At 67.3% G+C, this 23,479-nt stretch carries 20 protein-coding genes; 4 read left to right on the top strand and 16 right to left on the bottom strand.

Features of this window, described 5'->3' with window-relative positions; all coding sequences use genetic code 11:
• Nucleotides 1-106 precede the first annotated feature (106 nt).
• Nucleotides 107-2,155 carry a 3-hydroxyacyl-CoA dehydrogenase NAD-binding domain-containing protein gene (locus ACUJ46_RS01095; protein ID WP_445388613.1) on the bottom strand — a complete coding sequence of 683 codons (2,049 nt, stop codon included), beginning with the start codon at nucleotides 2,153-2,155 and terminating at the stop codon, nucleotides 107-109.
• Nucleotides 2,156-2,361: 206 nt separating this feature from the next.
• Between ACUJ46_RS01095 and ACUJ46_RS01090 the strand changes: the two genes are divergently transcribed.
• Nucleotides 2,362-3,225: an FAS1-like dehydratase domain-containing protein gene (locus ACUJ46_RS01090; protein WP_445388612.1), complete on the top strand. Its 864-nt coding sequence runs from the start codon at nucleotides 2,362-2,364 to the stop codon at nucleotides 3,223-3,225.
• 95 nt (nucleotides 3,226-3,320) lie between these two features.
• Here the strand turns inward: ACUJ46_RS01090 and ACUJ46_RS01085 are convergent, their stop codons facing one another.
• Together ACUJ46_RS01085 and ACUJ46_RS01080 are read right to left on the bottom strand one after the other, a co-directional pair.
• Entirely contained in the window at nucleotides 3,321-4,328 is a 1,008-nt protein-coding gene (locus ACUJ46_RS01085) for a zinc-dependent alcohol dehydrogenase family protein (RefSeq protein WP_445388611.1), read from the bottom strand.
• Between the two features lie 78 nt (nucleotides 4,329-4,406).
• Nucleotides 4,407-5,390, bottom strand: a complete 984-nt coding sequence (locus tag ACUJ46_RS01080; protein ID WP_445388610.1) for an NAD(P)H-dependent flavin oxidoreductase — start codon at nucleotides 5,388-5,390, stop codon at nucleotides 4,407-4,409.
• 304 nt (nucleotides 5,391-5,694) lie between these two features.
• On the opposite strand from ACUJ46_RS01080, the gene ACUJ46_RS01075 reads away from it, so the two are divergent.
• On the top strand, nucleotides 5,695-6,951 hold the full coding sequence (locus tag ACUJ46_RS01075; protein ID WP_445388609.1) for an acetyl-CoA C-acetyltransferase: 1,257 nt from the start codon (nucleotides 5,695-5,697) through the stop codon (nucleotides 6,949-6,951).
• Nucleotides 6,952-7,069: 118 nt separating this feature from the next.
• Here the strand turns inward: ACUJ46_RS01075 and ACUJ46_RS01070 are convergent, their stop codons facing one another.
• Nucleotides 7,070-8,107: a DUF2889 domain-containing protein gene (locus ACUJ46_RS01070; protein WP_445388608.1), complete on the bottom strand. Its 1,038-nt coding sequence runs from the start codon at nucleotides 8,105-8,107 to the stop codon at nucleotides 7,070-7,072.
• Complete coding sequence (locus ACUJ46_RS01065; RefSeq protein ID WP_445388607.1) at nucleotides 8,104-8,895, bottom strand: SDR family oxidoreductase; 792 nt, start codon at nucleotides 8,893-8,895, stop codon at nucleotides 8,104-8,106. The genes ACUJ46_RS01070 and ACUJ46_RS01065 overlap by 4 nt, the downstream gene beginning before the upstream one ends.
• A 204-nt stretch (nucleotides 8,896-9,099) precedes the next feature.
• Between ACUJ46_RS01065 and ACUJ46_RS01060 the strand changes: the two genes are divergently transcribed.
• On the top strand, nucleotides 9,100-9,984 hold the full coding sequence (locus tag ACUJ46_RS01060) for an alpha/beta fold hydrolase (protein ID WP_445388606.1): 885 nt from the start codon (nucleotides 9,100-9,102) through the stop codon (nucleotides 9,982-9,984).
• Between the two features lie 66 nt (nucleotides 9,985-10,050).
• On the opposite strand, the gene ACUJ46_RS01055 is transcribed toward ACUJ46_RS01060, so the two are convergent.
• Nucleotides 10,051-10,827, bottom strand: a complete 777-nt coding sequence (locus ACUJ46_RS01055; protein ID WP_445388605.1) for a tyrosine-protein phosphatase — start codon at nucleotides 10,825-10,827, stop codon at nucleotides 10,051-10,053.
• Between the two features lie 11 nt (nucleotides 10,828-10,838).
• On the bottom strand, nucleotides 10,839-11,921 hold the full coding sequence (locus ACUJ46_RS01050; RefSeq protein ID WP_445388604.1) for an NADH:flavin oxidoreductase: 1,083 nt from the start codon (nucleotides 11,919-11,921) through the stop codon (nucleotides 10,839-10,841).
• Between the two features lie 220 nt (nucleotides 11,922-12,141).
• Here ACUJ46_RS01050 and ACUJ46_RS01045 point away from each other — a divergent pair, with 220 nt between their 5' ends.
• A complete protein-coding gene (locus ACUJ46_RS01045) occupies nucleotides 12,142-14,274 on the top strand; it encodes a hypothetical protein (protein WP_445388603.1) in 2,133 nt (710 codons plus the stop codon).
• Nucleotides 14,275-14,369: 95 nt separating this feature from the next.
• Here the strand turns inward: ACUJ46_RS01045 and ACUJ46_RS01040 are convergent, their stop codons facing one another.
• The 9 genes from ACUJ46_RS01040 to ACUJ46_RS01000 are packed head-to-tail and all read right to left on the bottom strand — an operon-like array spanning nucleotide 14,370 to nucleotide 23,455.
• Entirely contained in the window at nucleotides 14,370-14,855 is a 486-nt protein-coding gene (locus ACUJ46_RS01040; protein WP_445388602.1) for an A24 family peptidase, read from the bottom strand.
• Nucleotides 14,852-15,742, bottom strand: coding sequence for a tetratricopeptide repeat protein (locus ACUJ46_RS01035; protein ID WP_445388601.1), 891 nt, complete (start codon nucleotides 15,740-15,742; stop codon nucleotides 14,852-14,854). Before ACUJ46_RS01035 ends, ACUJ46_RS01040 begins: the two co-directional genes overlap by 4 nt.
• Complete coding sequence (locus ACUJ46_RS01030; protein WP_445388600.1) at nucleotides 15,739-17,028, bottom strand: tetratricopeptide repeat protein; 1,290 nt, start codon at nucleotides 17,026-17,028, stop codon at nucleotides 15,739-15,741. The genes ACUJ46_RS01035 and ACUJ46_RS01030 overlap by 4 nt, the downstream gene beginning before the upstream one ends.
• Before the next feature lie 22 nt (nucleotides 17,029-17,050).
• On the bottom strand, nucleotides 17,051-18,004 hold the full coding sequence (locus ACUJ46_RS01025) for a type II secretion system F family protein (RefSeq protein ID WP_445388599.1): 954 nt from the start codon (nucleotides 18,002-18,004) through the stop codon (nucleotides 17,051-17,053).
• 7 nt (nucleotides 18,005-18,011) lie between these two features.
• Nucleotides 18,012-19,004: a type II secretion system F family protein gene (locus ACUJ46_RS01020; protein WP_445388598.1), complete on the bottom strand. Its 993-nt coding sequence runs from the start codon at nucleotides 19,002-19,004 to the stop codon at nucleotides 18,012-18,014.
• Entirely contained in the window at nucleotides 19,001-20,506 is a 1,506-nt protein-coding gene (locus ACUJ46_RS01015; protein WP_445388597.1) for a CpaF family protein, read from the bottom strand. Before ACUJ46_RS01015 ends, ACUJ46_RS01020 begins: the two co-directional genes overlap by 4 nt.
• Nucleotides 20,503-21,747 (bottom strand): AAA family ATPase, encoded by a 1,245-nt coding sequence (locus tag ACUJ46_RS01010; protein ID WP_445388596.1) that lies wholly within the window; start codon nucleotides 21,745-21,747, stop codon nucleotides 20,503-20,505. Before ACUJ46_RS01010 ends, ACUJ46_RS01015 begins: the two co-directional genes overlap by 4 nt.
• Nucleotides 21,747-22,019 (bottom strand): hypothetical protein, encoded by a 273-nt coding sequence (locus tag ACUJ46_RS01005; protein ID WP_445388595.1) that lies wholly within the window; start codon nucleotides 22,017-22,019, stop codon nucleotides 21,747-21,749. Before ACUJ46_RS01005 ends, ACUJ46_RS01010 begins: the two co-directional genes overlap by 1 nt.
• Before the next feature lie 2 nt (nucleotides 22,020-22,021).
• Nucleotides 22,022-23,455: a type II and III secretion system protein family protein gene (locus ACUJ46_RS01000; protein WP_445388594.1), complete on the bottom strand. Its 1,434-nt coding sequence runs from the start codon at nucleotides 23,453-23,455 to the stop codon at nucleotides 22,022-22,024.
• Nucleotides 23,456-23,479: the final 24 nt, after the last annotated feature.

The raw sequence follows: 23,479 nt of genomic DNA, 5'->3' as shown, positions 1-23,479 counted from the left end.
CAGCCCCCCCAAGGCCCGGAAAAAAGACCCGGGGAAGAAACCCAAAAAAAAGGGCCGCGGACTTCACCAGTCCGCGGCCCCTTTCGTTTCAGCGTGCCGCCGGCTGTCAGCCGCGCGTGAAGGTCTTGCCTTCCTCGGCCAGCTTGACCAGCAGCTTCGCCGGTTCATGGCCCATCGCCTTCAGGCCCTCGACGATCTTCTTCAGGCCGACGGTATCGGCCCAGAACATCGGGCCACCGGTATAGACCGGCCAGTTGTAGCCGAGGATCGCCGCCATATCGATGTCGGACGCGCGGATGGCGATGCCCTCCTCGAGGATCTTCGCACCCTCGTTCACCACCGGATAGAGCAGGCGGGCAACGATCTCGTCCTCGGGCAGCGAACCATGGCTGTTGATGCCCTTGTGCGCGGCAAAATCGGCAATGACCTGCGCCGCCACCGGCGACGGGGTCGCCTTGCGGTTCTCGTCATAGTCGTAGAAGCCGCCGCCCTGCTTCTGGCCGAGGCGTCCGAGCTTGACGAGATCGCCCGTCAGGGTGCGCTCGGTGGAGTCGCGGCCGATGACATCGAGGCCGACAAGGTCGCTCATGGCGAACGGGCCCATGGCAAAACCATAGTTGTAGCTCGCCTGGTCGATTTCCTGCGGGGTCGGCCCCTGCAGCACGAGGATCTGCGAGGCAACGCCACGCGGCTTCATCAGGCGGTTGGCGATGAAGCCGTCGCACACGCGCGCCAGCACCGAGACCTTGCCGATCTTCCGGCCCAGTTCCATCGCCGTGGCGATGACATCGGTGCGGGTCTTTGCGCCGCGCACCACTTCCAGCAGGCGCATGACATTGGCCGGCGAGAAGAAGTGCATGCCGACCACCCATTCAGGGCGCGAAGTCGATGCGGCGATCTCGTCGATGTCGAGGAAGCTGGTGTTGGTGGCGAGGATCGCACCCTGCTTCACGATCGTGTCGAGCTTGCCGAACACTTCCTTCTTGATCGGCATGGATTCGAACACGGCCTCGATCACGAGGTCGACATCGGCCAGGTCTTCCAGCTTGAGGCTGGGGGTGATCAGCGCCATGCGCTGCTCGACCTGCTCCATGGTCATGCGGCCCTTCCTGGCCGTATTCTCATAGTTGCGGCGAATCACGGAAAGACCGCGATCGAGCGCTTCCTGCCTGGCTTCCACCAGCGTCACGGGGATGCCGGCGTTGAGGAAGTTCATGGTGATGCCGCCACCCATGGTGCCGGCGCCGATCACACCAACCTTCTTCACGGGCAGGATGGGCGTGTCCTTCGGCACGTCGGGGATCTTGGCGGCTTCGCGCTCGGCGAAGAAGACATAGCGCTGGGCTGCGGATTCGGTGGAGGTGACAAGTTCGCCGAACAGCTCGCGCTCGCGCTCCATGCCCTTGTCGAACGGCAGTTCGACGGCGGCCTCGATGGCCTTGATGATGTTTTCCGGGGCCTTGAAGCCACGGAAGGCGCGGGCATTGGCCTTGCGGAAGGCAGCGAAGATCTCGGGCTTGCCGCGGGCTTCGGCCACCTTGTCGTCACGGTCGCGCACGCGCAGCAGCGGCCTGCCTTCGGCAAGGATGCGGCGGGCGAAGGCGATGGCATCCTCGCGCAGCTTGCCTTCTTCGGCGAGCGCGTCGACCATGCCCAGTTCCACGGCCTTCTTGGCAGGCACGGGGCGGCCGGTCGTCATCAGGTCGAGCGCGGCTTCGGCGCCGACGATGCGCGGCAGGCGCTGGGTGCCGCCAGCGCCCGGCAGCAGGCCGAGATTCACTTCCGGCAGGCCGACCTTCGCCGAGGGAACGGCGATGCGATAGTGGCAGATGAGCGCCAGTTCATAGCCGCCGCCAAGCGCCGTGCCATGGATGGCGGCGACAACCGGCTTGGAGCCATTTTCGATGATGTCGAACACTTCGTGCAGGCCCGGGCCTTCCGGGGCCTTGCCGAATTCCGAGATGTCGGCGCCGGCGAAGAAGGTGCGGCCGCCGCAGATCAGCACGATCGCCTTGACGCTGTCGTCCTGGGCGAACTTGCTGAAGCCCTCGTTCAGTGCGCGGCGGACATTGACGCCCAGCGCATTCACCGGGGGCGAATTGATTTCGACGATCCCGATGCCGTCTTCGGTGGTGTAGGTGCCAACACTGGTCATGCAGAGTCCTCCTGATCCCGTTTTCGTGGCAGTCCTTGCCGCACGGGGTGACGCTTCGCAAGGCTGGCATCACCGCCAGTGCCGGGAGACGCTTGATTTCGGGAGGTCCGCACGGGCAGACGGGCGTTGCTGCGGCGGCCTGCTCGCCGGGGCATCGCCGCTTTCGCATGAAAACACCCCCGACGCATCCAGAGGAGCCCCGCCCGATGACCGAATCCACCGATATCCAGGCCTGGGTGGGGCGCAGGAACGAAGAACAGGACCTGCTGACGCACGGCCTCGTCACCCGCTATCGCGCAGCACTCGATCTTCCGCCGGCCAGCGGCGGCGCGGCGCCGGCCGGAATCCACTGGTGCCTGTGCCTGCCGGATGCGCCCACGGCCGGCCTCGGCGTGGATGGCCACCCGGCGCGCGGCGGCTTCCTGCCGCCGATCGAGCTGCCCCGCCGCATGTGGGCGTCGAGCGATGTCGAATTCCATGCGCCCATCATGCCGGGCGCCCGCATCGGCCGCGTCTCGACCATTGCATCCGTGGACGAAAAGCACGGCCGCACCGGACGGCTCGTCTTCGTGCGCGTGGCGCATGACACGCTTGCAGACGACAGGCTTGCCGTGCGGGAAACCCAGACCATTGTCTATCGGGAGGCCAGCCGCGATACAGGCGGCGCCAGCCCGGCCGCCACACCGCCGCCGCCTGCGCAAAGCTGGGACATGCAGCGCACGATCCTGCCCACGCCGCCGCTCCTGTTCCGCTATTCCGCCCTCACCTTCAACAGCCACCGCATCCACTATGACCTGCCCTACGCCACGGGCGAGGAAGGCTATGCCGGGCTCGTCGTCCACGGGCCGCTGATGGCGAGCCTGCTTCTGGCGCTGGCAGAGGACATGGGCGCGGCCGGACCTGCGCCCGCCACTCTCGCCCGCTTCCGTTTCCGCGCCCAGTCGCCCGCCTTTGCCGGCAACCCGCTGGTGCTGGCGGGCCGGCGCGAAGGCGAAAAGCTGGTACTGGAAACGCAGGATGCGCAGGGCCGCCCCCATGTCGCGGCCGAAGCGGATCTGCGCCCGGCCTGACGGGGCCGCCAGAAAGCCGGACATGCGGCCGGCCCGCGCGGGCCGCCAAAAAAGCCGGGCATGCGGCCGGCCCTCACGGGCCGGCCGCCGGGTCGTCAGATGTCGATGACGATCTTGCCGAAATGGCCGCCCGATTCCTGGTGGCGGAAGGCCGCCGCCAGGTCGGCGAGCGGAAAGGCGCGATCGATGACCGGGCGGATGCCGTTCGCATCCACGGCGCGGATCATGTCTTCCTGCTGGCGGCGGGTGCCGACGGTGATTCCGATCAGGCGGATCTGCTTGCCCATGATCTGCACCGTCGGAATCGGGCCGCCAAAGCCAGCCAGAACGCCGATGAGCGAGATGTGCCCGCCGATCCGCGCGGCGGTGATCGATTCCGGCAGGGTGCCCGAGCCGCCGATCTCGATCACATGGTCGACCCCGCGGCCGCCGGTGATCTTCAGCGCTTCCTCGCCCCATTTGGGTGTGGACTTGTAGTTGACAAGATGATCGGCCCCCATCGCCTTCAGCCGCTCCAGCTTCTCGTCGGACGAGGAGGTGGCGATGACCGTTGCGCCCATGGCCTTGGCGAACTGCAGCGCGAAGATGGAAACGCCGCCCGTGCCCTGCACCAGCACCGTGTCCCCGGCCTTCAGCTGCCCTTCGGGAACGAGGGCGCGCCATGCCGTCAGCCCGGCGCAGGTGAGCGTCGCGGCTTCCTGGTGGCTGTAGCCCCTGGGCACATGGGTGAAGGCGGTTTCGGGCGCGACCACCTGCTCCACGGCATAGCCGTCGGCGCCGTCGCCCGGCACGCCGGCGAAGCCGCCCGGAACCGGCTCGCCATCGAGCCAGTTGGGAAAGAAGGTCGAGACCACATGGTCGCCCGGCTTGAAGGCGGTGACGCCCTCGCCCACCGCCATCACCTCGCCGGCGCCATCCGAAAGCGGAATACGGCCATCGGGCGTCGGGATTCCGCCCACGCAGACGATATAGTCATGATAGTTGAGCGATGAGGCACGGATGCGGACCTTGATCTCGCCCCGGCCCGGTGCGCCGGGCTCGGCCATGTCCTCATGCTTCAGATTGTCGAGACCCGCCGGTTGGCGGAGCCGGATCGCCTTCATGCATCTTCCCCTTGGCTGTTCGGTGCGCCGAGCCTTCGGCAAGGCCCGGCGCCCGTCAAGCGCAAGAAATGTGAGGGGTCAGCCGGCGCGGAAGCCCGGAAGCCGGCTGTCCACGATCTCAACCGCCTCGCGGATGATGCGGTCGATCAGGTCCTGGACCGTCGGGATGTCGTGGATCAGGCCCTGGATCATGCCGGCCCAGAAGATGCCGGTATCGAGGTCGCCGGTATCGAGCAGGACCTTGCCGGCCTTGCCGCTGACAAGCTCCGCCACATCCTCGAACTTCGCATCCGGCTTCGACAGCCGCTTCACCACTTCGTCGGATACCGCGCTCTTGCCGACACGGGCGGTGTTCTTCAGGCTGCGGAAGATGAGATTGGTGCCACGCTCGTCATTCTCGACATATTTCTGCTTCACATTCGGGTGGATGGGCGCTTCCTGCGTGGCGCAGAAGCGGGTGCCCATGTTGATGCCCTGGGCGCCGAGCGAAAGCGCCGCCACAAGACCGCGCCCGTCGCCGAACCCGCCCGAGGCGAGCAGCGGAATCTTCACCTTGTCGGCTGCGGCCGGAATGAGGATCAGGCCGGGGATGTCATCCTCGCCCGGGTGGCCGGCGCATTCGAACCCGTCGATCGAGATGACGTCCACGCCCTTCTTCTCGGCCGAGACGGCATGGCGGACCGCCGTGCACTTGTGCAGGATGAACACGTCCTTCTTGCGAAGCACCTCCCAGACCGCGGCGACGGCCGGGGTGCCGGCCGTCTCGAAGATGCGCACCCCGGCATCGAGCGCGGCCTGCGCATAGCCGGCATAATCGGGCGCGTTCACCGTCGGGAAGACGGTGAGGTTCACGCCGAAGGGCTTCGACGTCATCGTGCGGCAGCGCTCGATCTCGGCGGCAAGCGCCGCGGGCGAAGGCTGGGTGAGCGCCGTGAGGATGCCGAGCCCCCCGGCATTGGAAACCGCCGCCGCGAGTTCCGCGACGCCGACGGACTGCATGCCGCCCTGGACTATGGGGTGCTCGATGCCGAGCATGCGCGTGATTGCCGTGTTGAAAGCCATGGTTGCCTCTCTGTTGCGAAGGGTGTGAATGCCGCTCGACTTATATAACCTATTTAGATAGGTGAATGCATGTTGCGTGGCAGTCCGGGCAAGGTCAATGGCCAAAACGCCCCTTGCCCCTTCCGCCTGCAACAGCTTGTGGCAGGGCGGGTGCGGGTTTCCCAACTCACCTATTTTCAGGGTCGACACAGGCGCGGCCAGGAGTAGGGTGCGCCTCGCGAAGCCCGCCAAAAGGATTCTGCAAGACCTGCGGCCCCTTTCCGGGCCGCACCCGGAAACAGTTCGCCTGGAGAGGAATAGAATAATGGGTGAAGCCTATATCATCGACGCGGTCCGCACGCCGCGCGGCATCGGCAAGGTGGGCAAGGGCTCGCTGGCCGACATGCATCCCCAGCATCTCGCCGCCGCGGTTCTCAAGGCCGTTGCCGAGCGCAACAACCTGAACACCGCCCATGTGGACGACGTGATCTGGTCCACCTCCACCCAGAAGGGCAAGCAGGGCGGCGACCTCGGCCGCATGGCGGCGCTCGACGCCGGCTATGACGTCCGTTCCTCGGGCATGACCCTCGATCGCTTCTGCGGCGGCGCCATCACCAGCGTGAACCTGGCGGCTGCCTCGATCATGTCGGGCATGGAAGATGTCGTCGTTGCCGGCGGCACCGAAATGATGTCGCTGACGGCGACGATGGCGCAGGAAGAAGCCGCCGCCGGCATCCGCCCGCTGGGCATGGGCTCGGGCAACGAGCGCCTGCAGAAGGTGCACCCGCAGTCCCACCAGGGCGTCTGCGGTGACGCGATCGCCACGCTCGAAGGCATCAGCCGCGCCGACCTCGATGCGCTCGGCCTCGAAAGCCAGAAGCGCGCCGCCAAGGCGATCGCCGAAGGCCGCTTCGCCAAGTCGGTGATCCCGGTCTATCGCGCCGATGGCACGCTGGCGCTCGACCGCGAGGAATATCCGCGCCCCGAAACCACCATGGAAGGCCTGTCGCAGCTGAACCCCGCGTTCACCAAGCTCGCGCAGATGCCGATCGACGAGCATGGCAACACCTTCACCTCGCTGATCCAGCAGAAGTACCCGCAGCTGAAGACGATCGAGCATGTGCACCATGCCGGCAACTCCTCGGGTGTTGTCGATGGCGCTGCGGCGATCCTGCTTGCGTCCAGGGCCTATGCCGAAAAGAACGGCCTGAAGCCGCGCGCTCGCGTTGTCGCCATGGCGAACATGGGCGACTGCCCGACGCTGATGCTGAACGCCCCGGTTCCGGCCGCGAAGAAGGTGCTCGCCAAGGCCGGCCTGACCGTCGATGACATCGACCTTTGGGAAATCAACGAAGCCTTCGCCGTCGTCGCCGAAAAGTTCATGCGCGACCTGAAGCTCGACCGCGAGAAGGTGAACGTGAACGGTGGCGCCATTGCGCTCGGCCACCCGATCGGCGCCACCGGCTCGATCCTGATCGGCACCGTTCTCGACGAACTGGAGCGTCGCGACCTGAAGCGCGGCCTTGTCACCATGTGCGCCGCCGGCGGCATGGCGCCCGCGATCATCATCGAACGCGTCTGATCGCAACGCCTGCTTGCGCGGGCGGAATGAAAGGGCGCCCGCCGGACCATCCGGCGGGCGCCTTTTTCATGGCCGCTGCTGTTGTCGACGCCTCGAAGATGGCCGGGCGCGCCCGGCTTCAGCCGAGGTGGCGCGAAACCAGCGCCGGCACATCCGCCAGCGAGCGCAGCACATCGTTCAGATGCGTGCAGCCGGCCGTTCCCGGAAGCTCCCTGAGCACGGACAGGCGGAAGTGGCGCAACGACCGGCCGACGAGGCGCTGCACATTGGGCACCGCACCCGGGCATTCCGCATAGGGAAGGACATGGGGCCGGGCCTCGATCTCCGCCAGCCGGCCCTCGCTGTCGGCGCGCGCCCTAACCCGATATTCATGGATCGCGACCCGGCCGCCACCCGGCGCCGTCGCGCTGTCCTGGAAGCCGGCATCGATATGGATGTCGCCATCCTCCAGCCAGATGTCGAGCCGCCGGGCACGGCGCATGCCCGTACCCTGCTGTTCGGCCAGCGGATGCCAGCCTTCGGGATCGTCGGGGTTCTGCAACGACGGCACAGGGCTGAAAGACTGGCTATCCTGCCGCGGCCCGCCATCATCGGCCAGCGCGCCGGAACCGGGCGCGAAGCCCGTGCACACGCCCGCCATCTGGCCGCCGCGCCCCGCCGTCGATTGCGTGCCGGCCGCCTTCATGATGTCGCGCCAGTCTTCCACCCAGCGGGACCAGGCCCAGCCCGCCACCAGGCTCGCGCCGGCAAAATCGTCGAGCAGCAGGTGCAAAGGCGTGCTTTCGACCCCCTCGTCACGCAGCAGTTCGGCCAGGATGGCGCGGCTGTGCCCGCCGCCCCGCGCGCCGACGAAGCGCGGCAGGGACGGATGGTTGCCGGACGAGGAAATGGCCAGGATCTCGCGCAGGGGCGAGACCATGAGCTGCACATCCTCTTCCGCCACCGTCACGGGCGCGCCCCCGGCCACAGGCGTCAGCGCATCGCGGCAATGCCCCTGCATGCGCATGGTCTTGCCGGGGCCTTCGGGCCAGCCGGTATCGAGCGTGGAGGTGCGCCGCAGAGACCCGGGCCGCCGAAGCGGCGCCGGCCCGGCGGGATCGCGCGGCGCTGCCGCCGCGCGTGTCGCCGCACCGGCCGGTGCCGCTCCGTCCGTCATTTCGGCGGCATCCGGATCGCGCCGTCGAGACGCAGCGCCTGGCCGTTGAAGTAGCTGTTGCGCACCAGTTCGACGACGAGCGAACCGAATTCCTTCGGCTTGCCCAGCCGCTTCGGGAAAGGCACCGAGGCTTCCAGCCCTGCAAAGATGGCGGGCGCGCGGTCCTGCACGGCCAGCATCGGCGGCGTGGCGAAAATGCCCGGCATGATCGAGTTCACGCGAATGCCGACATCCATCAGGTCGCGCGCCATGGGCAGCACCAGGCCGTTCACGCCGGCCTTCAGCGAGCCATAGGCCACCTGGCCGATCTGGCCATCCTGCGCCGCCGCCGAGGACGTAAGCACGATGGCGCCACGCTCGCCGTCTTCCAGCGGTTCCAGCTTCGCCATGCCTTCGGCTGCCAGCGAGGCCAGGCGATAGCTGGCGACGAGAATACCCTGCGCCGAAAAGGCATAGTCTTCGGTGGAGAAGCGCTTGTAGCCGCCCGTCTGCTTGTCATAGCTGAGGGTCTTGCCGCCGCGCGAAATCTGGGCGCAGTGCACCAGCACGCGTTCCTGGCCATTGGCCGCGCGCGCGGCCTCGAAGCCGGCAACGACGCTCGCCTCGTCCGTCACGTCAACCGAATGGAAGGTGCCGCCGATCGCTTCGGCCACGGCGCGCCCGCCTTCCTCGTTCTTGTCGAAAATGGCCACCTTGAAACCGGCGGCCGCCAGCGCTTCGGCGCTCGCCTTGCCAAGACCCGATGCCCCGCCGGTGACGACGGCCGACATGCCCTTGCTGATCTCCAAAGCCAATCTCCTCTTCTGGTTGCTGTCCCTCTGGCCTGCCCGGCATGCGTGCCGTGCAAGACTCCGACTCCGGCTCTGTGCCACCCGGAGGCGGCCGGGGCGACTGTTATTTACCGCATGCCGGCCCCTGCCCTGCCGCCTGCAGCCCCCTGCCGCCACCGCCGGGGCTGGACAGGCCGGGCCGAAATCGCTTCAAGGCAGGGCATGATCGACAGCGGCCCCACCTCCCACAGCTTCATCTCGCAGCGCCTTCGCCTCCATTATGTCGACTGGGGCAACCCCGACGCCCCGCCGCTTCTGATGCTGCATGGCGGGCGCGACCATTGCCGCAACTGGGACTGGGCCGCGCGCGAACTCAGGAAGGACTGGCATGTCATCGCGCCCGACTGGCGCGGCCATGGCGACAGCGCCTGGGCGCCCGACGGCAATTATCAGGTCAACAGCTACATCTACGATCTCGCCAACCTGATCGAGCAGCTGAAGCTGGCCCCGGTAACGATCGTGGCCCATTCCATGGGCGGCAACATCGCGCTGCGCTACACCGGCCTGTTCCCGGAAAAGGTGCGCCGCATCGTTTCCATCGAAGGGCTCGGCCCCAGCCCGAAGATGCTGGAGGAGATGGCGAAGATCGATTTTGCCGAGCGCATCCGCACCTGGATCGGGGAAAAGCGCAAGGCCGCCGCCCGCACGCCGCGCCGCTACGCCACGCTGGAAGATGCCTACCGCCGCATGAAGGAGGAAAATTCCTACCTCACCGAAGAACAGGCCCGCCACCTCACCATCCACGGCGCCAGCCGCAACGAGGATGGAAGCTACAGCTGGAAGTTCGACAATTACCTGAACGTCAACTGGCTGAACGAAACACCGCCCGAACAGGTGCATGCGCTGTGGTCGCGCATCACCTGCCCGGCCCTGCTGATGTATGGCGAAAAGAGCTGGGCCTCGAACCCGGAGCAGGATGGCCGCCTGCGCCACTTCAACACCGCGCGCGTCATCACCTTCGCGGATGCCGGCCACTGGCTGCACCATGACCAGTTCGACCGCTTCATGACGGAACTGAAGGCCTTCATCGGGCCGGACGAGGCCTGAAACCGGCCCGCCCCCGGCCCACCCCCGGCACTGGACGGGGAGAGGCCGGATGACGGGCAGGCAGGATCAGGAAAGGGCGCGGGCGCGGATGCGCTCCACCATGGCCTCGTCGACGCCCAGCATGTCGCGGGCATAGGCTTCAAGACTGCCATGCCGCGCCATGATCTCGGTGAAGGCGCGCTCCAGATAGGAGGGGTGCACCGACATCAGCGCACGGATGGCATCGTCGGTCATCTTCGCGCCATAGGCCGCGCGCAGCATCTGCGCGCCCTCCGCGATCCGCGCGTCCACCCGCCCGGCACTGTTGGTGAGCAGATAATCCTCGAGGATGTCGTCGTCATGCACGCCCATCAGCGTGTGGAACAGGGCAACGGCCAGGCCCGTCCGGTCCTTGCCGGCGACACAATGGACAAGGGTGCCCGCCTCGGCATCGGCCAGGGCGCGGAAATAGAGGCGCATCGCCCCCAGCAACGCCGGCCGGAACGGCATGTCGGCATAGGTTTCGAGCATCCGCCGGTGCACGTCCTCGGGCGATGAAAGGCCGCCGCCCGCCGCCTCGATGTGCGGGGCAAGGCCGGCGGTCTCGCCTTCGTTCCACAGCACCGGCACCGAAAAGCCCGGCGCGCGGCGGCAAGGGTGGGCCGCGCGCTCGCCATCGCCGCGCAGGTCGATGATCGCCGAAAGGCCGAGATCGGTGACGCCCGAAAGATCCGGATCGGTCGCCACCTTGTGGTGGGCCGACCGCCAGAACTGCCCGCGCCTCAGCGTGCCGCCATCCGCGCGATAGCCGCCATAGTCACGGAAATTGTGAATGCCCTCGAAGGGCAGGATACGGTCTGTCATCAGCGCGCTCATCACCCCTCGACGAAGCCCTGCCAGGCGGTTGCCATATAGTCGATGAAGGCAGGGCCGAGGCCTTCGCCCTGCAGATGGGCACGGGTGACCGGCCGCGCAATGGATTCGAAGCCCGGGTCGGCGATGGCGCGCTTCGGGAAATCATGGTGCAGGATGGCGCCCCGGCCGATCAGCACGAAATCGACCCCGGCATCGAGACAGGCCTGGGCGCTTGCGCTGTCCATGAGCTTGCCGGCGACACCAAGGCGGCAATCGCCACGCGGCAGGTCGACGAACTGGTCGATGAGGCGGGTTCCGGCATAGGCTTCCTCGTTCGGCGCCTTGAACACGTCCCACAGGCTCATGTCGAGATAATCGACCTTGCCGCAGGTCATCACCCGCTCTGCCAGCGCCCGGGCTTCGGCCAGCGGGAAGCCGAACCGTTCGGGCGAAAGGCGCACGCCGATCTGGAAATCCGGCTTCGCCCGCGCCCGCAGGCCATCGATGATCTCGAACAGCACGCGGCAGCGGTTTTCGAAACTGCCGCCATAGCGGTCATCGCGCAGGTTGCGCTCGGCATCGAGGAATTCGCACAGCATATAGCCATGGGCGCCGTGCAGCTCGACACCATCGAAGCCCGCCCGCTCGGCGCGCAGGCCGGCGAGGATGAAATCCTCGATCAGCTGCTCGACTTCGGCGGTGGTCAGGGCGCGGGCGCCGCTTTCCGGCTCGTCGAAGGGGGCAACGCGTGGCTCGCCCGAAAGCTCGGGCATCGCCCGGAAGCCGCTGTGCTGGATCTGGACGGAGGAAATGCTGCCCCGCGCCCGGATGGCGTCAGCAAGGCGCGTGAGACCGGGCAGATGATCGTCCGACCAGATTCCGAGCTGGCCGGGAAAGCCCTGCCCGGAACGCTGGACATGGGCGGCACAGGTCATGGTGAGGGCGAAGCCGCCCTTGGCGCGCATGTCCAGCCAGTGGAACTCGTCGTCAGAAAGCGTGCCGTCGGCGTTGCTCTGCATGTTGGTGAGCGGCGCCAGCATCATGCGGTTGGCCAGCGCCGGCCCGCGGGCAAGGCTGAGGGGAGAAGCGAGAGTAGCTGTCATGATCGGGAATCCTTGATCGTGTCCATGCGGCACGCGGTTGTGGCAGATGCTATCCCATCCTGCGGTCGCCTTCGGCACTCGCGATAGAAATAGCGGTGGAGAAGCTCAGGATCGCGCTTGCATCACACCACATATGGTATCAAGAAAAGCAGGATTGCCCACCAGATGCTGTGTGGAGCAGCCTTCGGGGAGTTGATCGCGTGTACGGACGGACATACCCATGAGCGCGCCGGGCTTCGGTCTCGAGGCACAGCGCCAATGGCCCCTGTGGATCATGGCGGGGCTTGCGGCCCTCTGGCTCATCCTTTCCGCGATCAGCTCGGTGCCCGCACTTGCCGCCGTCATGCCGGCCAGCGCCCTCGTCGAGGCGGCGCTCCCCCTCTTCGCGCCCCTCATGCTGCTGATGCTGGCGCTCGCCTATATACCCATGGCCGCGCGCCGTGTGGACATCGAGCAGGCACAGGAACGGATCGCCCAGGCCCGCTATGCCGCCGATGCGCTGGAAACCCAGCTCGTGCGGATCGAGCAGCTGCTCGACCAATGCGCCAGCCGCGTCGGCGATCTGCAACGCTCGGCCGCGGCCGATGGCGACGGCCTTGTCGCCAGCGCCGGGGCGATGGAGGTGGCAGCCGGCACCATGGCGCTCGCCGCCGGAGACATGGGCAAGGCCACAAGCCAGCTGATGGAAACCCTGCCCGGACTGACCGACAGGGCGCGCGATGCCGAGACGCTGCTGAAGACGGCCGGCCAGGATGCGCTGGCCCACATGCAGGCGCTCGACACCAGCATCGACAGCATCGCCAGCCGCAGCAGAAGCCTTGGCGCCGAAGCGCAGGCCAGCATCGAGACGATGCAGGGCCTTCTCGGCCAGATCGACACCACCTCGACGGAAACGACCAAGGCCATCGCCAACCGGGCCTATGCGCTCGATGCCGCTGTCACTGGCGTCCTCGACCGGGCGCGCGAGGCATTCGAAAGCGTGGGCGCGCAACTTGTCGAGCGGGCGCAGGAATCCGACAGCCGCCTCGCCGCCGCCCGGCAGGCGCTTGGCGCGTTCGCCGACGATACGAGCGCAGCGCTGGCGACCAGGCTCGACCGGCTGGTGCAGGTCTCTTCGGGGCTGAGCCGGGAGATCGAGCAGCAGCTTGCGCTCAGCGAAACGCTGGAGCAGCGCACGACTGCAACCATCGCCTCCATCGAGGCCCGGCTGGAAGAAATGCGGCAGGCAGGCATGGACGCGCTTGCCGACACCGACAGCCGCATCGGACGCACCGAAGCCGCCCTCGACGGGCTGGGCGAACGGGTGGAAGCACGGCGGCTCGCCACCGAGGCGCTGGAAACCCATGTCGCAAGGCTGCGGCCGCTGATCCAGGATTTCGGCGAGGCCGCCGACGCACGCCTGCCGGTCATTGCCGAAGCAGTCGACACACTGGCAAGCCGCAGCCGGGGCATGGTTGAGCAGCTCGACCAGCTGCGCACCCGCGTTCTGGAACAGACCAGCCTGCTGAGCGAAAGCGCGCAGGCCTTCGACCGCGAGCATGCCCTCGTGACCGGGCTTGCCGATACGCTGTCCGAACACTTCGGCACGGCACGCTCCATGCTGAACGACATCCACCAGACGACCGAGCAGACGGCGATCGCCTCCGCCTCGCGCATGGTGGAGACGGTGATGCAGGTGCGCCAGGCCGTGAACGGCAAGGCAGACGAGATCCGCGCCCTGATCGCCGAAGTGGTGGACAATGCCGAAGCCGCGCTTTCGGAACTTGCAGGGCCGAAGGCGGAAACCGTCTTCATCGGCCCGATGCGCAGCCATGTGACGACGCTGGAAACCGCCGCTGAAAAGGCAGGCGAAGCCGCCATCCTGGCATCGGAGCGCGTGAGCCAGCAGCTAGTCGGCCTATTGCGGACGGTGGCCGAAACCGAAGCCCGCATCGACGAGGTGGATGCGCGCATGGACATCCGCGCCCGCGACACGCTGGCCGCACGCTCGATCCGGCTGGTGGAGACACTCGAATCCGCTTCGGTCGATGTCGCGCGCCTGCTGGGCGTGGAGGTGGAAAAGGACGCCTGGGCGCGTTACCTCGCCGGGGATCGCAACCTCTTCGCCCGTGCAACGGTCAGGCTTGCCGGCAAGGACATGGCGCGCAAGATCAGCCGCCTCTACACCCACGACGACGCCTTCCAGGAGGAAGCGGCCCGCTACCTCGACCAGTTCGAACTGCTGCTGCGCCGCGTGCTGAAGGACCCGGATGGCGAGGCCTTCGCCCTCACCCTCCTCTCCTCCGACATCGGCAAGCTCTATGTGCTGATCGCCCAGGGCATCGGCCGGCCGCTGCCACGCACGGCGGACTGAAGCCCGGGCAAAGGGGTGAACCAGTAGCGGGAATGCCTGCGTGGCTTGTGCCTGGGCGGCTTGTGCCTGGGCGGCCTCTGCCGGGGCGCGCCCCCTCAGGCGAGCGGCCAGGCCTGCCAGCCCCACCACAGCATGCCGGCCGTGATCGCCAGCGCATAGGGAAGCGGCGCACCGGCGCGGAACATGCCGGGCAGGCGTTCCTCTGGCACATTCGCCTGCCGCAGCCCCTCCCGCACGACGAGCAGCAGGAAGGCGAGAAGCCCACCCGCCAGCGCCACGCCCAGCAGCATCGGCGGAAGTCCCGAAAGCCCGGTCCAGGCGGAAGAGGCCACCAGCAGCTTCACATCGCCGCCGCCCATCACCCCGGTGCCGAACAGCAGCATGCCGAGCACGAACATCGCGACAATGGCGAGAAGGTGCGACCACCAGCCGAAATCGGGCTGGGTCAGGCCATAGCCCACGGCCAGGACGAGGATGGCAATGGAAATCCAGTCCGGGATCTCGAAGCGCACGACATCGGTGATGCAGGCCAGGATCAGGCAGGCAAGCGCGAGAAACAGCAGAATTTCGGCAATCATCATTGCGACGCGGTCAGCCCCCCCTTGGCCGGCCGCATCCTGATCTCTTGCAGATAGGCGAGGTTCGCGGCCGCCGCGCGGTCATAACGCGTGTTGAGTTCGAGGGCACGCGCGAAATAGCTTTCCGCAAGCGCATGATCGCCACGCGTCATGGCGGCAAAGCCCACCGTGTTCAGATCGCGGGCAAGCCCGGCGCGGTCGGTGCCCTCGAACGCTTCGGCGTAGCGGCCCTGCATCGCCCGCGCGAGGCGCAGGTTGGTGCGCGCCGCGGCCAGCCCGGCATCAAGGGACAGGGCCTGCGCAAGGTCGGCCTCGGCATCGGCGTGGCGGCCCTGCAGCAGCCGCGACCAGCCCCTGTTGTTGAGGGCCGTTGCCGAGCGCGGGTCCAGTTCCAGCGCGCGCCCATGGTGTGCCTCGGCTGCGGCCCAGTCCTGCCGCTGGTCGGCAAGGGCGGCAAGCGCCAGCCAGCCGCGCATCAACGAAGGATCGATGGCAACTGCCCTGCCAAGCGCAGCCTCGGCTTCGGCAGCGCGGCCCGCCCGATACTCGGCGAGGCCCCGGCCGAGCAGCGCGCGGGCGGCAAGGTCCGGCTCGCTTTCGAGCATGGCGAACAGGCGAAGTGCCGCCGCATGCGCCCCGGACGCGAGCAGGATTTCGGCTTCGCGAAGAGCGTGGTGCGGGCCGTCATTCAGGGCGCGGGCACGGGCGAGAAGATCCTGCGCGCCCTTCAGCCGGCCATCGGCGATGGCGGCGTCGACAAAGGCAAGCTGGCGCAGCGCGGCTTCGTGCCCGGCTTCATGCCCTGCATCGACCGGCGCCGCCGCTTCCCCGGCCAGCAGCGGCTGGGCCAGGGCGAGAAAGAGGATGCCGGCGAGGGCGCGCAGGCTCATGCCGGCTCCGACAGGCCCGCACCGGCATGGCCATGGAGCCGGGCCGCAAACCGGTTCAGTTCCTCGATGTCGCTCTCGAAGGGCGCAGCAAAGCTGCGGCGCGGCGACAGCGGCTCGGCAGCCGGCAGGGGCTGTGCCATGCGTGCCCGGGCCGGCCCGCGCTGGACGATGGCCCCGGACGGCAAAAGCGCGACCGACGGCCGCGAAGGCCCCGTCACGGAAAGGCGGGCATGGCGCGTCCGCCGCTCACGCACCGAGGGCCCGGCCAGGTGCAGCAGTTCACCAGCGCCAGCCAGCGCCGCCGGCTGCCCGGAGGCCGGGGCAAAGCCCTTGAACCCGTCTGCCAGACCGTCCGCCGGGCCGAAGCCGGCGGGCATGGAATCGAGACCGGCAGCCTGGTTCATGCTTTCGGCCCAGGCCCTGGCAGAAGCTTCTGCGGAAGCATGGGCCGCAGCTTCAAGGGCGAGGGCTTCGGCTGCCTCGGCTTCGGCGCGCGCGGCGGCATCCTCGCGCGCGGCGCGCAGTGTCAGGGCGCGCGATTCCCGCTCGGACAGGTCGGTGACAGGGGCGACGGCAAAGGCTGCTTCGCCAAGGTCGCGGGCAAGGCTGTCCGGCACGGCGGCGGGCGGCGGGCCAAGCACCAGCCGCACTTCATGGGTGCTGGTGCGCAGGATCCGCGCGCCCGGCGCCGCAGCGTCTTCCATGGCTTGTGCGGCCATGACGGGCATGTAAGGCGCCTTTTCTCCAGCCTGCTTCCCCGCCGCGCGCGATGCAGCGAATGCCTCTGCGGCGGCGCGCGCCGGCGCGGGCGGGCGCATGCCGGCGTGGATGCGCACAAGGGTGCGCCGGGCAGCGGCCTCGGCATCCGCGTCCCCGGAAGCGGCGGCAAGCGACAGAAAACGCTTCGCCCCCGACAGATCGCCCTGAAGGTAGAGCGAGGTGCCATAATTGTTCAGCAGCATCGGCGATTCCGGATCGATGCCGAGCGCCGTTTCATAAAAGGTGCGCGCGGCCTCGTAATTGCCGAGCCTGTCATAGACGACGGCAATGCCGTTCATCGCATCGATGGACTCCGGCGACCGGATCAGGGCCTGGCGGAACATCTCCAGCGCCATGGGCAGATTGTCGAGCCGGAGCAGCGCCTCGCCCCGCTCCTGCGCGTCGTCAGCCTCATGCGCCATTTCGGGCGTCATGAAGCGCACGCCATCCAGCGCCCGGCCGGCCGCCGCCGCGGAAGGATCGATCAGGGCGCAGCCCAGCGCCAGGGCGCCGAAAGGTCTGGTCATGTCACTCACCGGATCATCCCCATCACATTATCGTGTCGCGCATCTGGATCACGGCCGGCAGGCCGAGAACGCCGATCATCGTGGGCAGCAGGAAGACGACCAGCGGCACCGAAAGGAGAACCGGAAGCCGGTGCGCCTTTTCCTCGGCCCGCATCCGCCGGCCTTCGCGCATTTCGGCGGCATAGACCTTGAGGGCCTGGCCGATGCTGGCGCCCAGCTTGTCCGACTGGACGACAAGGGTTGCAAAGGAGGCGATCTCGGCGACGCCGCTGCGCTTGGCCATGTTCTTCAGCGCATCGGCGCGCGGCCGCCCGGCCCGCAGTTCGAGCGAGACGCCAGCGAAGAGATCCGCAAGCTTCGGATGAAGCTCGACGATTTCCTGACCCACGCGGGCGAAGCAGGCATCGATGCCAAGGCCCGCCTCGACACAGACGAGCATCAGGTCCAGCGCATCGGGAAAGCCGTTCAGGATTTCCTGCTTGCGGTTCGATGCCTGGCTGCTGACGATGACGTTCGGAAGATAAAGGCCGGCGGCGGCTGCAACCACCAGAACCATGTAAAGGTCCATCGGCGAACTGGCGGACCCCGTGACCAGCATGAAAAGATAGGCCATCGCCGGGAATGCGAGCGTCAGCACCGAGCGGATGAGCACGAAGGCGCGCACCGCATAGGATTTGGTGTAGCCGGCAAGCGCCAGCCGTTCGGCGAGCACGTCGGCCTTGGTATCATCGAGCGAAAGACCGCGCTTTTCCACCTCGGAGATCAGCTTGGCCCAGAGGTTGCCGGTATGGTCGTTGCGAAGGGTCGGTCCGCCGGCGCCCCCGCGCGCGGACGCCTCGCGGGCGGTCGGCGTCGTCGACAGGCGCGAAGCCAGGTCGACCTTCCGGCCAAGCGAGGGCGCGATGGCGAGCACCGCAAGCACAACGGCCCCGAAGACCGCGGCCAGGATCAGGTAGCTGACGAGATCATTGCTCATGCCGGCCTCAGACCTTCAGATCGATCAGTTTGCGCATCAGGAGGATGCCGGTGGAGTAGAGCGAGAAGACGCCCAGGGCGCCGGGCATGAACCAGGGATCGTCCACGACATCGAGGAAGAAGTCCGGCTGCATGGCGAAGACGCCGAGGAAGGTGACGAGCGGAAGCACGCTGAGCACAACGCCTGTCATCTTGCCTTCGCTGGCAAGCGCCCGGACCTTCAGCACCATCGAGGCGCGGTCGCGGATAACGCGCGACAGGCCATCAAGGATGTCGGCCAGGTTGCCGCCCGTCTCGGACTGGATGGCGACCGAGACGACGAACATCTGGATATCCGTCGTCTGCACCCGGCGGGCGAGGTTGGCCAGCGCATCGCGCAGATCATAGCCATAGCTGATCTCGGCCACCACCATCGCGAATTCCGAGCCGATCGGATCGGGCATTTCCTCGACCAGCAGGTCGAGTGCGCCGGTGACGGGGTGGCCGGCGCGCAGGCCGCGCACGAAGATGTCGAGCGCGATCGGGAACTGTTCCTCGAACTTCTTCACCCGCTGCATCGCCTTGCGGTCGATGACAAGGATCGGGATGACGACCCCGATGCCGATGGCGAAGGCGAAGACGACCAGCAGCGATGACAAGCTATCGAGCATGTCGACGAAGCCGAGGAGGATGGGCACGGTGACGGCGATGCCCAGCGTCGCCATCCCCATCATCATCAGCAGCCGCTCCGGCGCGAGGCGCATGCCGGCCTGATTCAGCTTCAGCTCCAGCCAGTCGAGGATGGAGGTGGCGAGCGACTTCTCGCGCTTCTGCGCCTGGCGCCGCAGCGAAGCCTGGATTTCCTCGGCCATGGCGCCCGATTTCAGCATCTCGAGCCGCCGGTTCACCCGGTTCTTCGGCCCGTGCACGTCGCGCAGATAGTAGAAGGCCCCCTCGGCCAGCAGCACCACCGCAAAGAACAGCAGCGTCAGGAAGATGAGCGGTGCGCCAGACAGTGTCATGCCGCGGTCTCCAGACGGCTATCCAGCCGGCGATAGGGGTCGAACAGGTGCGGCGCCAGCTTGATGCCGCGCGCGCTCAGATATTCAGTGAACTTCGGCCGGATGCCGGTGGGCTTCAGCTCGGCGTTCACATTGCCCTGCTCGTCAATGCCCTGGCGGTCGAAGCGGAAGATTTCCTGAAGCAGCACCGTCTCGCCTTCCATGCCCGTCACTTCGGCAACCGAGGTCAGGCGGCGCTTGCCGTCGGAAAGACGCTCCAGCTGGATGACGACATGGATGGCCGAGGCGATCTGGGCGCGGGCGGATTTCGGCGAAATGTCGATGCCGCTCATGCCGATCATCTGCTCGAGGCGCGAAAGCGCGTCGCGCGGGGTGTTGGCGTGGATGGTCGTCATCGAGCCGTCGTGGCCGGTGTTCATGGCCTGCAGCATGTCGAAGGCTTCGCCGCCGCGGCACTCGCCCAGCACGATCCGGTCCGGGCGCATCCGCAGGGAGTTCTTCACGAGGTCGCGCTGGTTGATCTCGCCGCGCCCCTCGATGTTGGCGGGCCGGGTTTCCAGCCGGATGACGTGGCGCTGCTGCAACTGCAGTTCCGCCGAATCCTCGATGGTCACGATCCGCTCATGGGCGCCGATGGACGCCGACATGGCGTTCAGCATCGTCGTCTTGCCCGAGCCGGTGCCGCCCGAGATGAGCACGTTGCGGCGTCCGGCAACGACTGCGCGCAGCACGTCGGCGCAGGCATCGGGCATGGCGCCAAGCCCCACCAGCTTGTCCATGTCGATCGGCACCTTGGCGAATTTCCGGATCGTCAGGATCGGGCCGTCGACAGCCAGCGGCGGGATGATGGCGTTGACGCGGCTGCCGTCGGGCAGGCGGGCGTCCACCATGGGCGAGCTTTCGTCGATGCGCCGGCCCATGCCGGAAACGATCTTCTGGATGATGCGCAGAAGATGCTTGTTGTCGGCGAACTTGGCCTTGGTTTCCTCGATCCGCCCCTTGCGCTCGACAAAGACGATGAAGGCCGTGTTGACCATGATTTCGCTGATCGACGGATCCTTCAGCAGCGGCTCCAGCGGCCCGAGGCCAAGAAGCTCGTCGAGAATGTCCTCCACCAGCTGCCGGCGCTCGGCCAGGTTCAGCGCGTGGTTCAGCTCCTTCAGCATTTCCTGCACGATGTCGCCGATCTCGCGGCCCACCTGCTCGCGGCTCATGCTGTCGAGGGCGGACAGGTTGATCCGGTCGAGTAGCTTCTGGTGCAGCTCGACCTTCAGGTCCGTCTTGGCCTCGAGCTTCAGGGCCTCCGCGCGCGCGCTGTCCTTGCCCACCGGCGGCGTTGCGGCAGCGGTCGCCGCCGCAGTCACCGCCGCGGTCATCGCCTTCGCTTCAGCCGGCGCGGGGGCAGCGACAGGGGCGGCAACAGGGGCGGGGGCGGGGGCCGGCGGCTCCGCTGCACGCGGGGCGGATGCGTTTCCGGTCTGCTTGCGGCTGGGCCAGATCACAGGCGGGGTGCTCCTTCGCTCGCCAGCACGGTGGAAAGCGATTCCACCAGTGCCTTCAGGTCCTTCACCATGCGCCCGCCGGAGCGGACGTCGCCCACCGGGCGTCCCTCGTCGAGTGCTGCGCTCATGGTCGGGTAGTCATTGGTGATGGTGTAATCGATCTTCCGGCCCAGGACCGCTTCGGTCTCCTTCAGGTCCACCCGGCCGAAAAGCTTGTTCTGAACGCGGTTGGCGACGATCCGCAGCTTGTCCATCAGGTTGTTCGCCTCGATGATCTCGAGCTGGCGGCGCGCCTGGTGGATGCCGGGAACCGACAGGTTGGTGACAAGGCAGGCGATGTCCGACCGCTCGATCACGCGCAGCGACCATTCGGTCCATGCCGTGGGCAGATCGACGATGACGATGTCATAGGACTGCATCGCAAGCCTGAGGATGCGGTCCACGAACTCGATGTTGATGCTCTCGAGGGGCATCATGTCGGACGGGCTGGCAATGAGGTTCAGGCCCGATCCGTGCCGCATGGACACCGATTCCATCAGCTCCGCGTCCAGCCGCTCCTCGTCCTCTATCAGATGGCCAAGGGTGAGCGACGGGCGGAGATCGAGATAGAGCGCGCTGTTGCCGAACTGGATGTCGAGGTCGAGGAACAGAGTGCGCTTCTGCGCCGCCATCAGGATCCCGGCCTGCGTCGCGATTGCCGTGCCGCCCACGCCACCCAGAGCGCCCATGAAGCTGATGATGCGGCCCTGCCGCTGGTGCGCGCCGCCGCTGCGTGCGGCGGGGCGGGCCGTGCGCCGCACCGGCTCCAGGGCGTGGCGCAGCTCCTCGGGCGTGAAGGGCATGGGCAGGGCGTCGACGGCGCCCGCCTTCAGAAGCATGCGGGTCTGGGCAACTGTCAGCCCCTCCACCGCCGCGATCACGGCGATGCGGCCGGCGGCCAGGTGCACCAGCCGGTCGAAGGCCTCCACCGCGCTGCTGCTGGCGGGGTCGATTTCCACGACCACGGCATCGGCAAGCGCGAAAAAGGCCGCATCCTCGGTGATCGCCGAAAGGGCGGTGTCTTCAAGACGCACGTCGAGGCCGGCGGCCTCCATCCCGGCCACCAGCCCCTCGTGGCCGGCAGTGCTTCGCAGGATCAGCGCGACCCGCTGCCGCGTGCCGTTCTGGGGCTCGCCGCGCCGCCAGGGTTCACCCTCCGTCACGGCTGCCCCCGCGTCCGGATCAAGAGGTTCGTGTCGCATCAGTCTTTCCCGCCCCCGCCGATCTGCGTGCTGCCGCTGGCGCGGATCGGCTGCTTCACCTTGTCGGTCATGTAGCGGCGCACCGCTTCGGCGCTGCGCCGGCCCTCTCCGCCTTCGATCAGCGTGCCCGCATATTGCGGGTCCATGTCGATCGTCATGACTTCGATGTTGCTCCGCACCGAGCAGCCAAGCCCGGTTCCGGGCGCGTTTCCGGCAGCCATCAGCATGAGCGCGGCGCCAATCAGAGTTACAGGCAGGATTACAGGTCGCATGTTCACCTCACGATATGGCCATGGTCGCCGTCGATGCCGCCGGGCAGCGTCGACATCGGCTTCTGCGGCGCCCGCTTTTCCGTCTTCCCCAGAAGGAACAGGCTGGCAGGGTCGGGCGGCAGGACGGAGTCGGTCGGAAGCGACAGCTGGCCGGGCTTCACCGGACGGACGATGCGCGGCGTCACCGTGATCACCAGTTCCGTCTCCGCCTTGTTGAAGTCCGTCGAGCGGAATAACGCCCCGAGGATCGGAATCTTGCCGAGCAGCGGGATGGCCCGGACCGTGTCGGAGAAATCCTGCTGGATCAGCCCGGCGATCGCGAAGGACTGGCCATCGCGCATTTCCAGCGTCGTCTTGGCGCGCCGGACCTTCAGGCCGGGAATGTTGTAGCCATTGAGCTGGATCGATGCCTCGCGGTCGAGCGAGCTGACTTCGGGCGCCACCACCAGGTTGATCAGCCCGTCACCAAGCACCGTCGGCGTGAAGGCAAGGCTTACCCCAAACTGCTTGAATTCGATGGAAAGCTGACCATTCTGGTTAACGCCCACCGGCACCGGGAACTCGCCGCCAGCCAGGAAGTTAGCCGGCTCGCCGGAAAGGGACACAAGGTTCGGCTGGGCCAGCGTCCGCACCAGCCCCTGCCGCTCCAGCGCATCGAGACGGACATTGATGCCCGGCCCGAAGACGGCAAGTGCGGCGCTGAACGGCCCGAACTTGAGATCGGGCACAGCGCCGACCGCACCGGCGGTCGAGCTGTTTTCCCAGGTGAAACTGTTGATGCCCAGCTGCTTCACCGTCCCGCGCGACATTTCTGAAACCCGCACCTCCAGCAGCACCTGCTGTGGCGAGCCGACGGACAGAAGGTTCAGAACCTTGCCCGGCGCATGGGTTTCCGCCAGCGCCACGATACGCTCGGCTGCAATCGGGCTGGACACCTGCCCCTCGACGACGATGCTCTCGTTCGAGTTGGAAAGGCGCACATCCTCGCCGGGGAACATTTCGGACACCTGGCGTTTCAGGCCAAGCACATCCGGGCCGACGACAACATCGACGACCGCGATCAGGTCGCCGCGGCGGTCATAGAGCGCAAGGTTGGTGGACCCATTGGCCTTGCCCAGCAGATAGACGCTGTTGACCGAAAGCGGCATCACGTCGGCGATTTCGGGGTTGCCGATCATCGCCCGCGAAAAGGGCCGGTCGAGCTTCAGCACCTGCGACTTGTTGACCGGAACCGTCATCACGGCGCCGGTGCGCGCATCGCCCGCAGCCGTCACCTGCGCCATCGCCGGAGAGACGATGGCGCCCGGCGCGATCCCGCCCGACATGGCGAGCACGGCCGCCACGGAGAGCGCAAGCGCCGCCTTGCCGGGGGACCAGAAACCGGCCCCGCGCGTTTCGATAGGGGGGGCCTGATGGCCCGGCTGGATGATGCTCACGCCCTGGCTCCTGCTCTGGCGTTC

It is taken from the genome of Sandaracinobacteroides sp. A072, assembly GCF_052616365.1.
The sequence above is the reverse complement of the archived record's forward strand: the minus strand, read 5'-3'. Positions and strand labels throughout refer to the sequence as shown.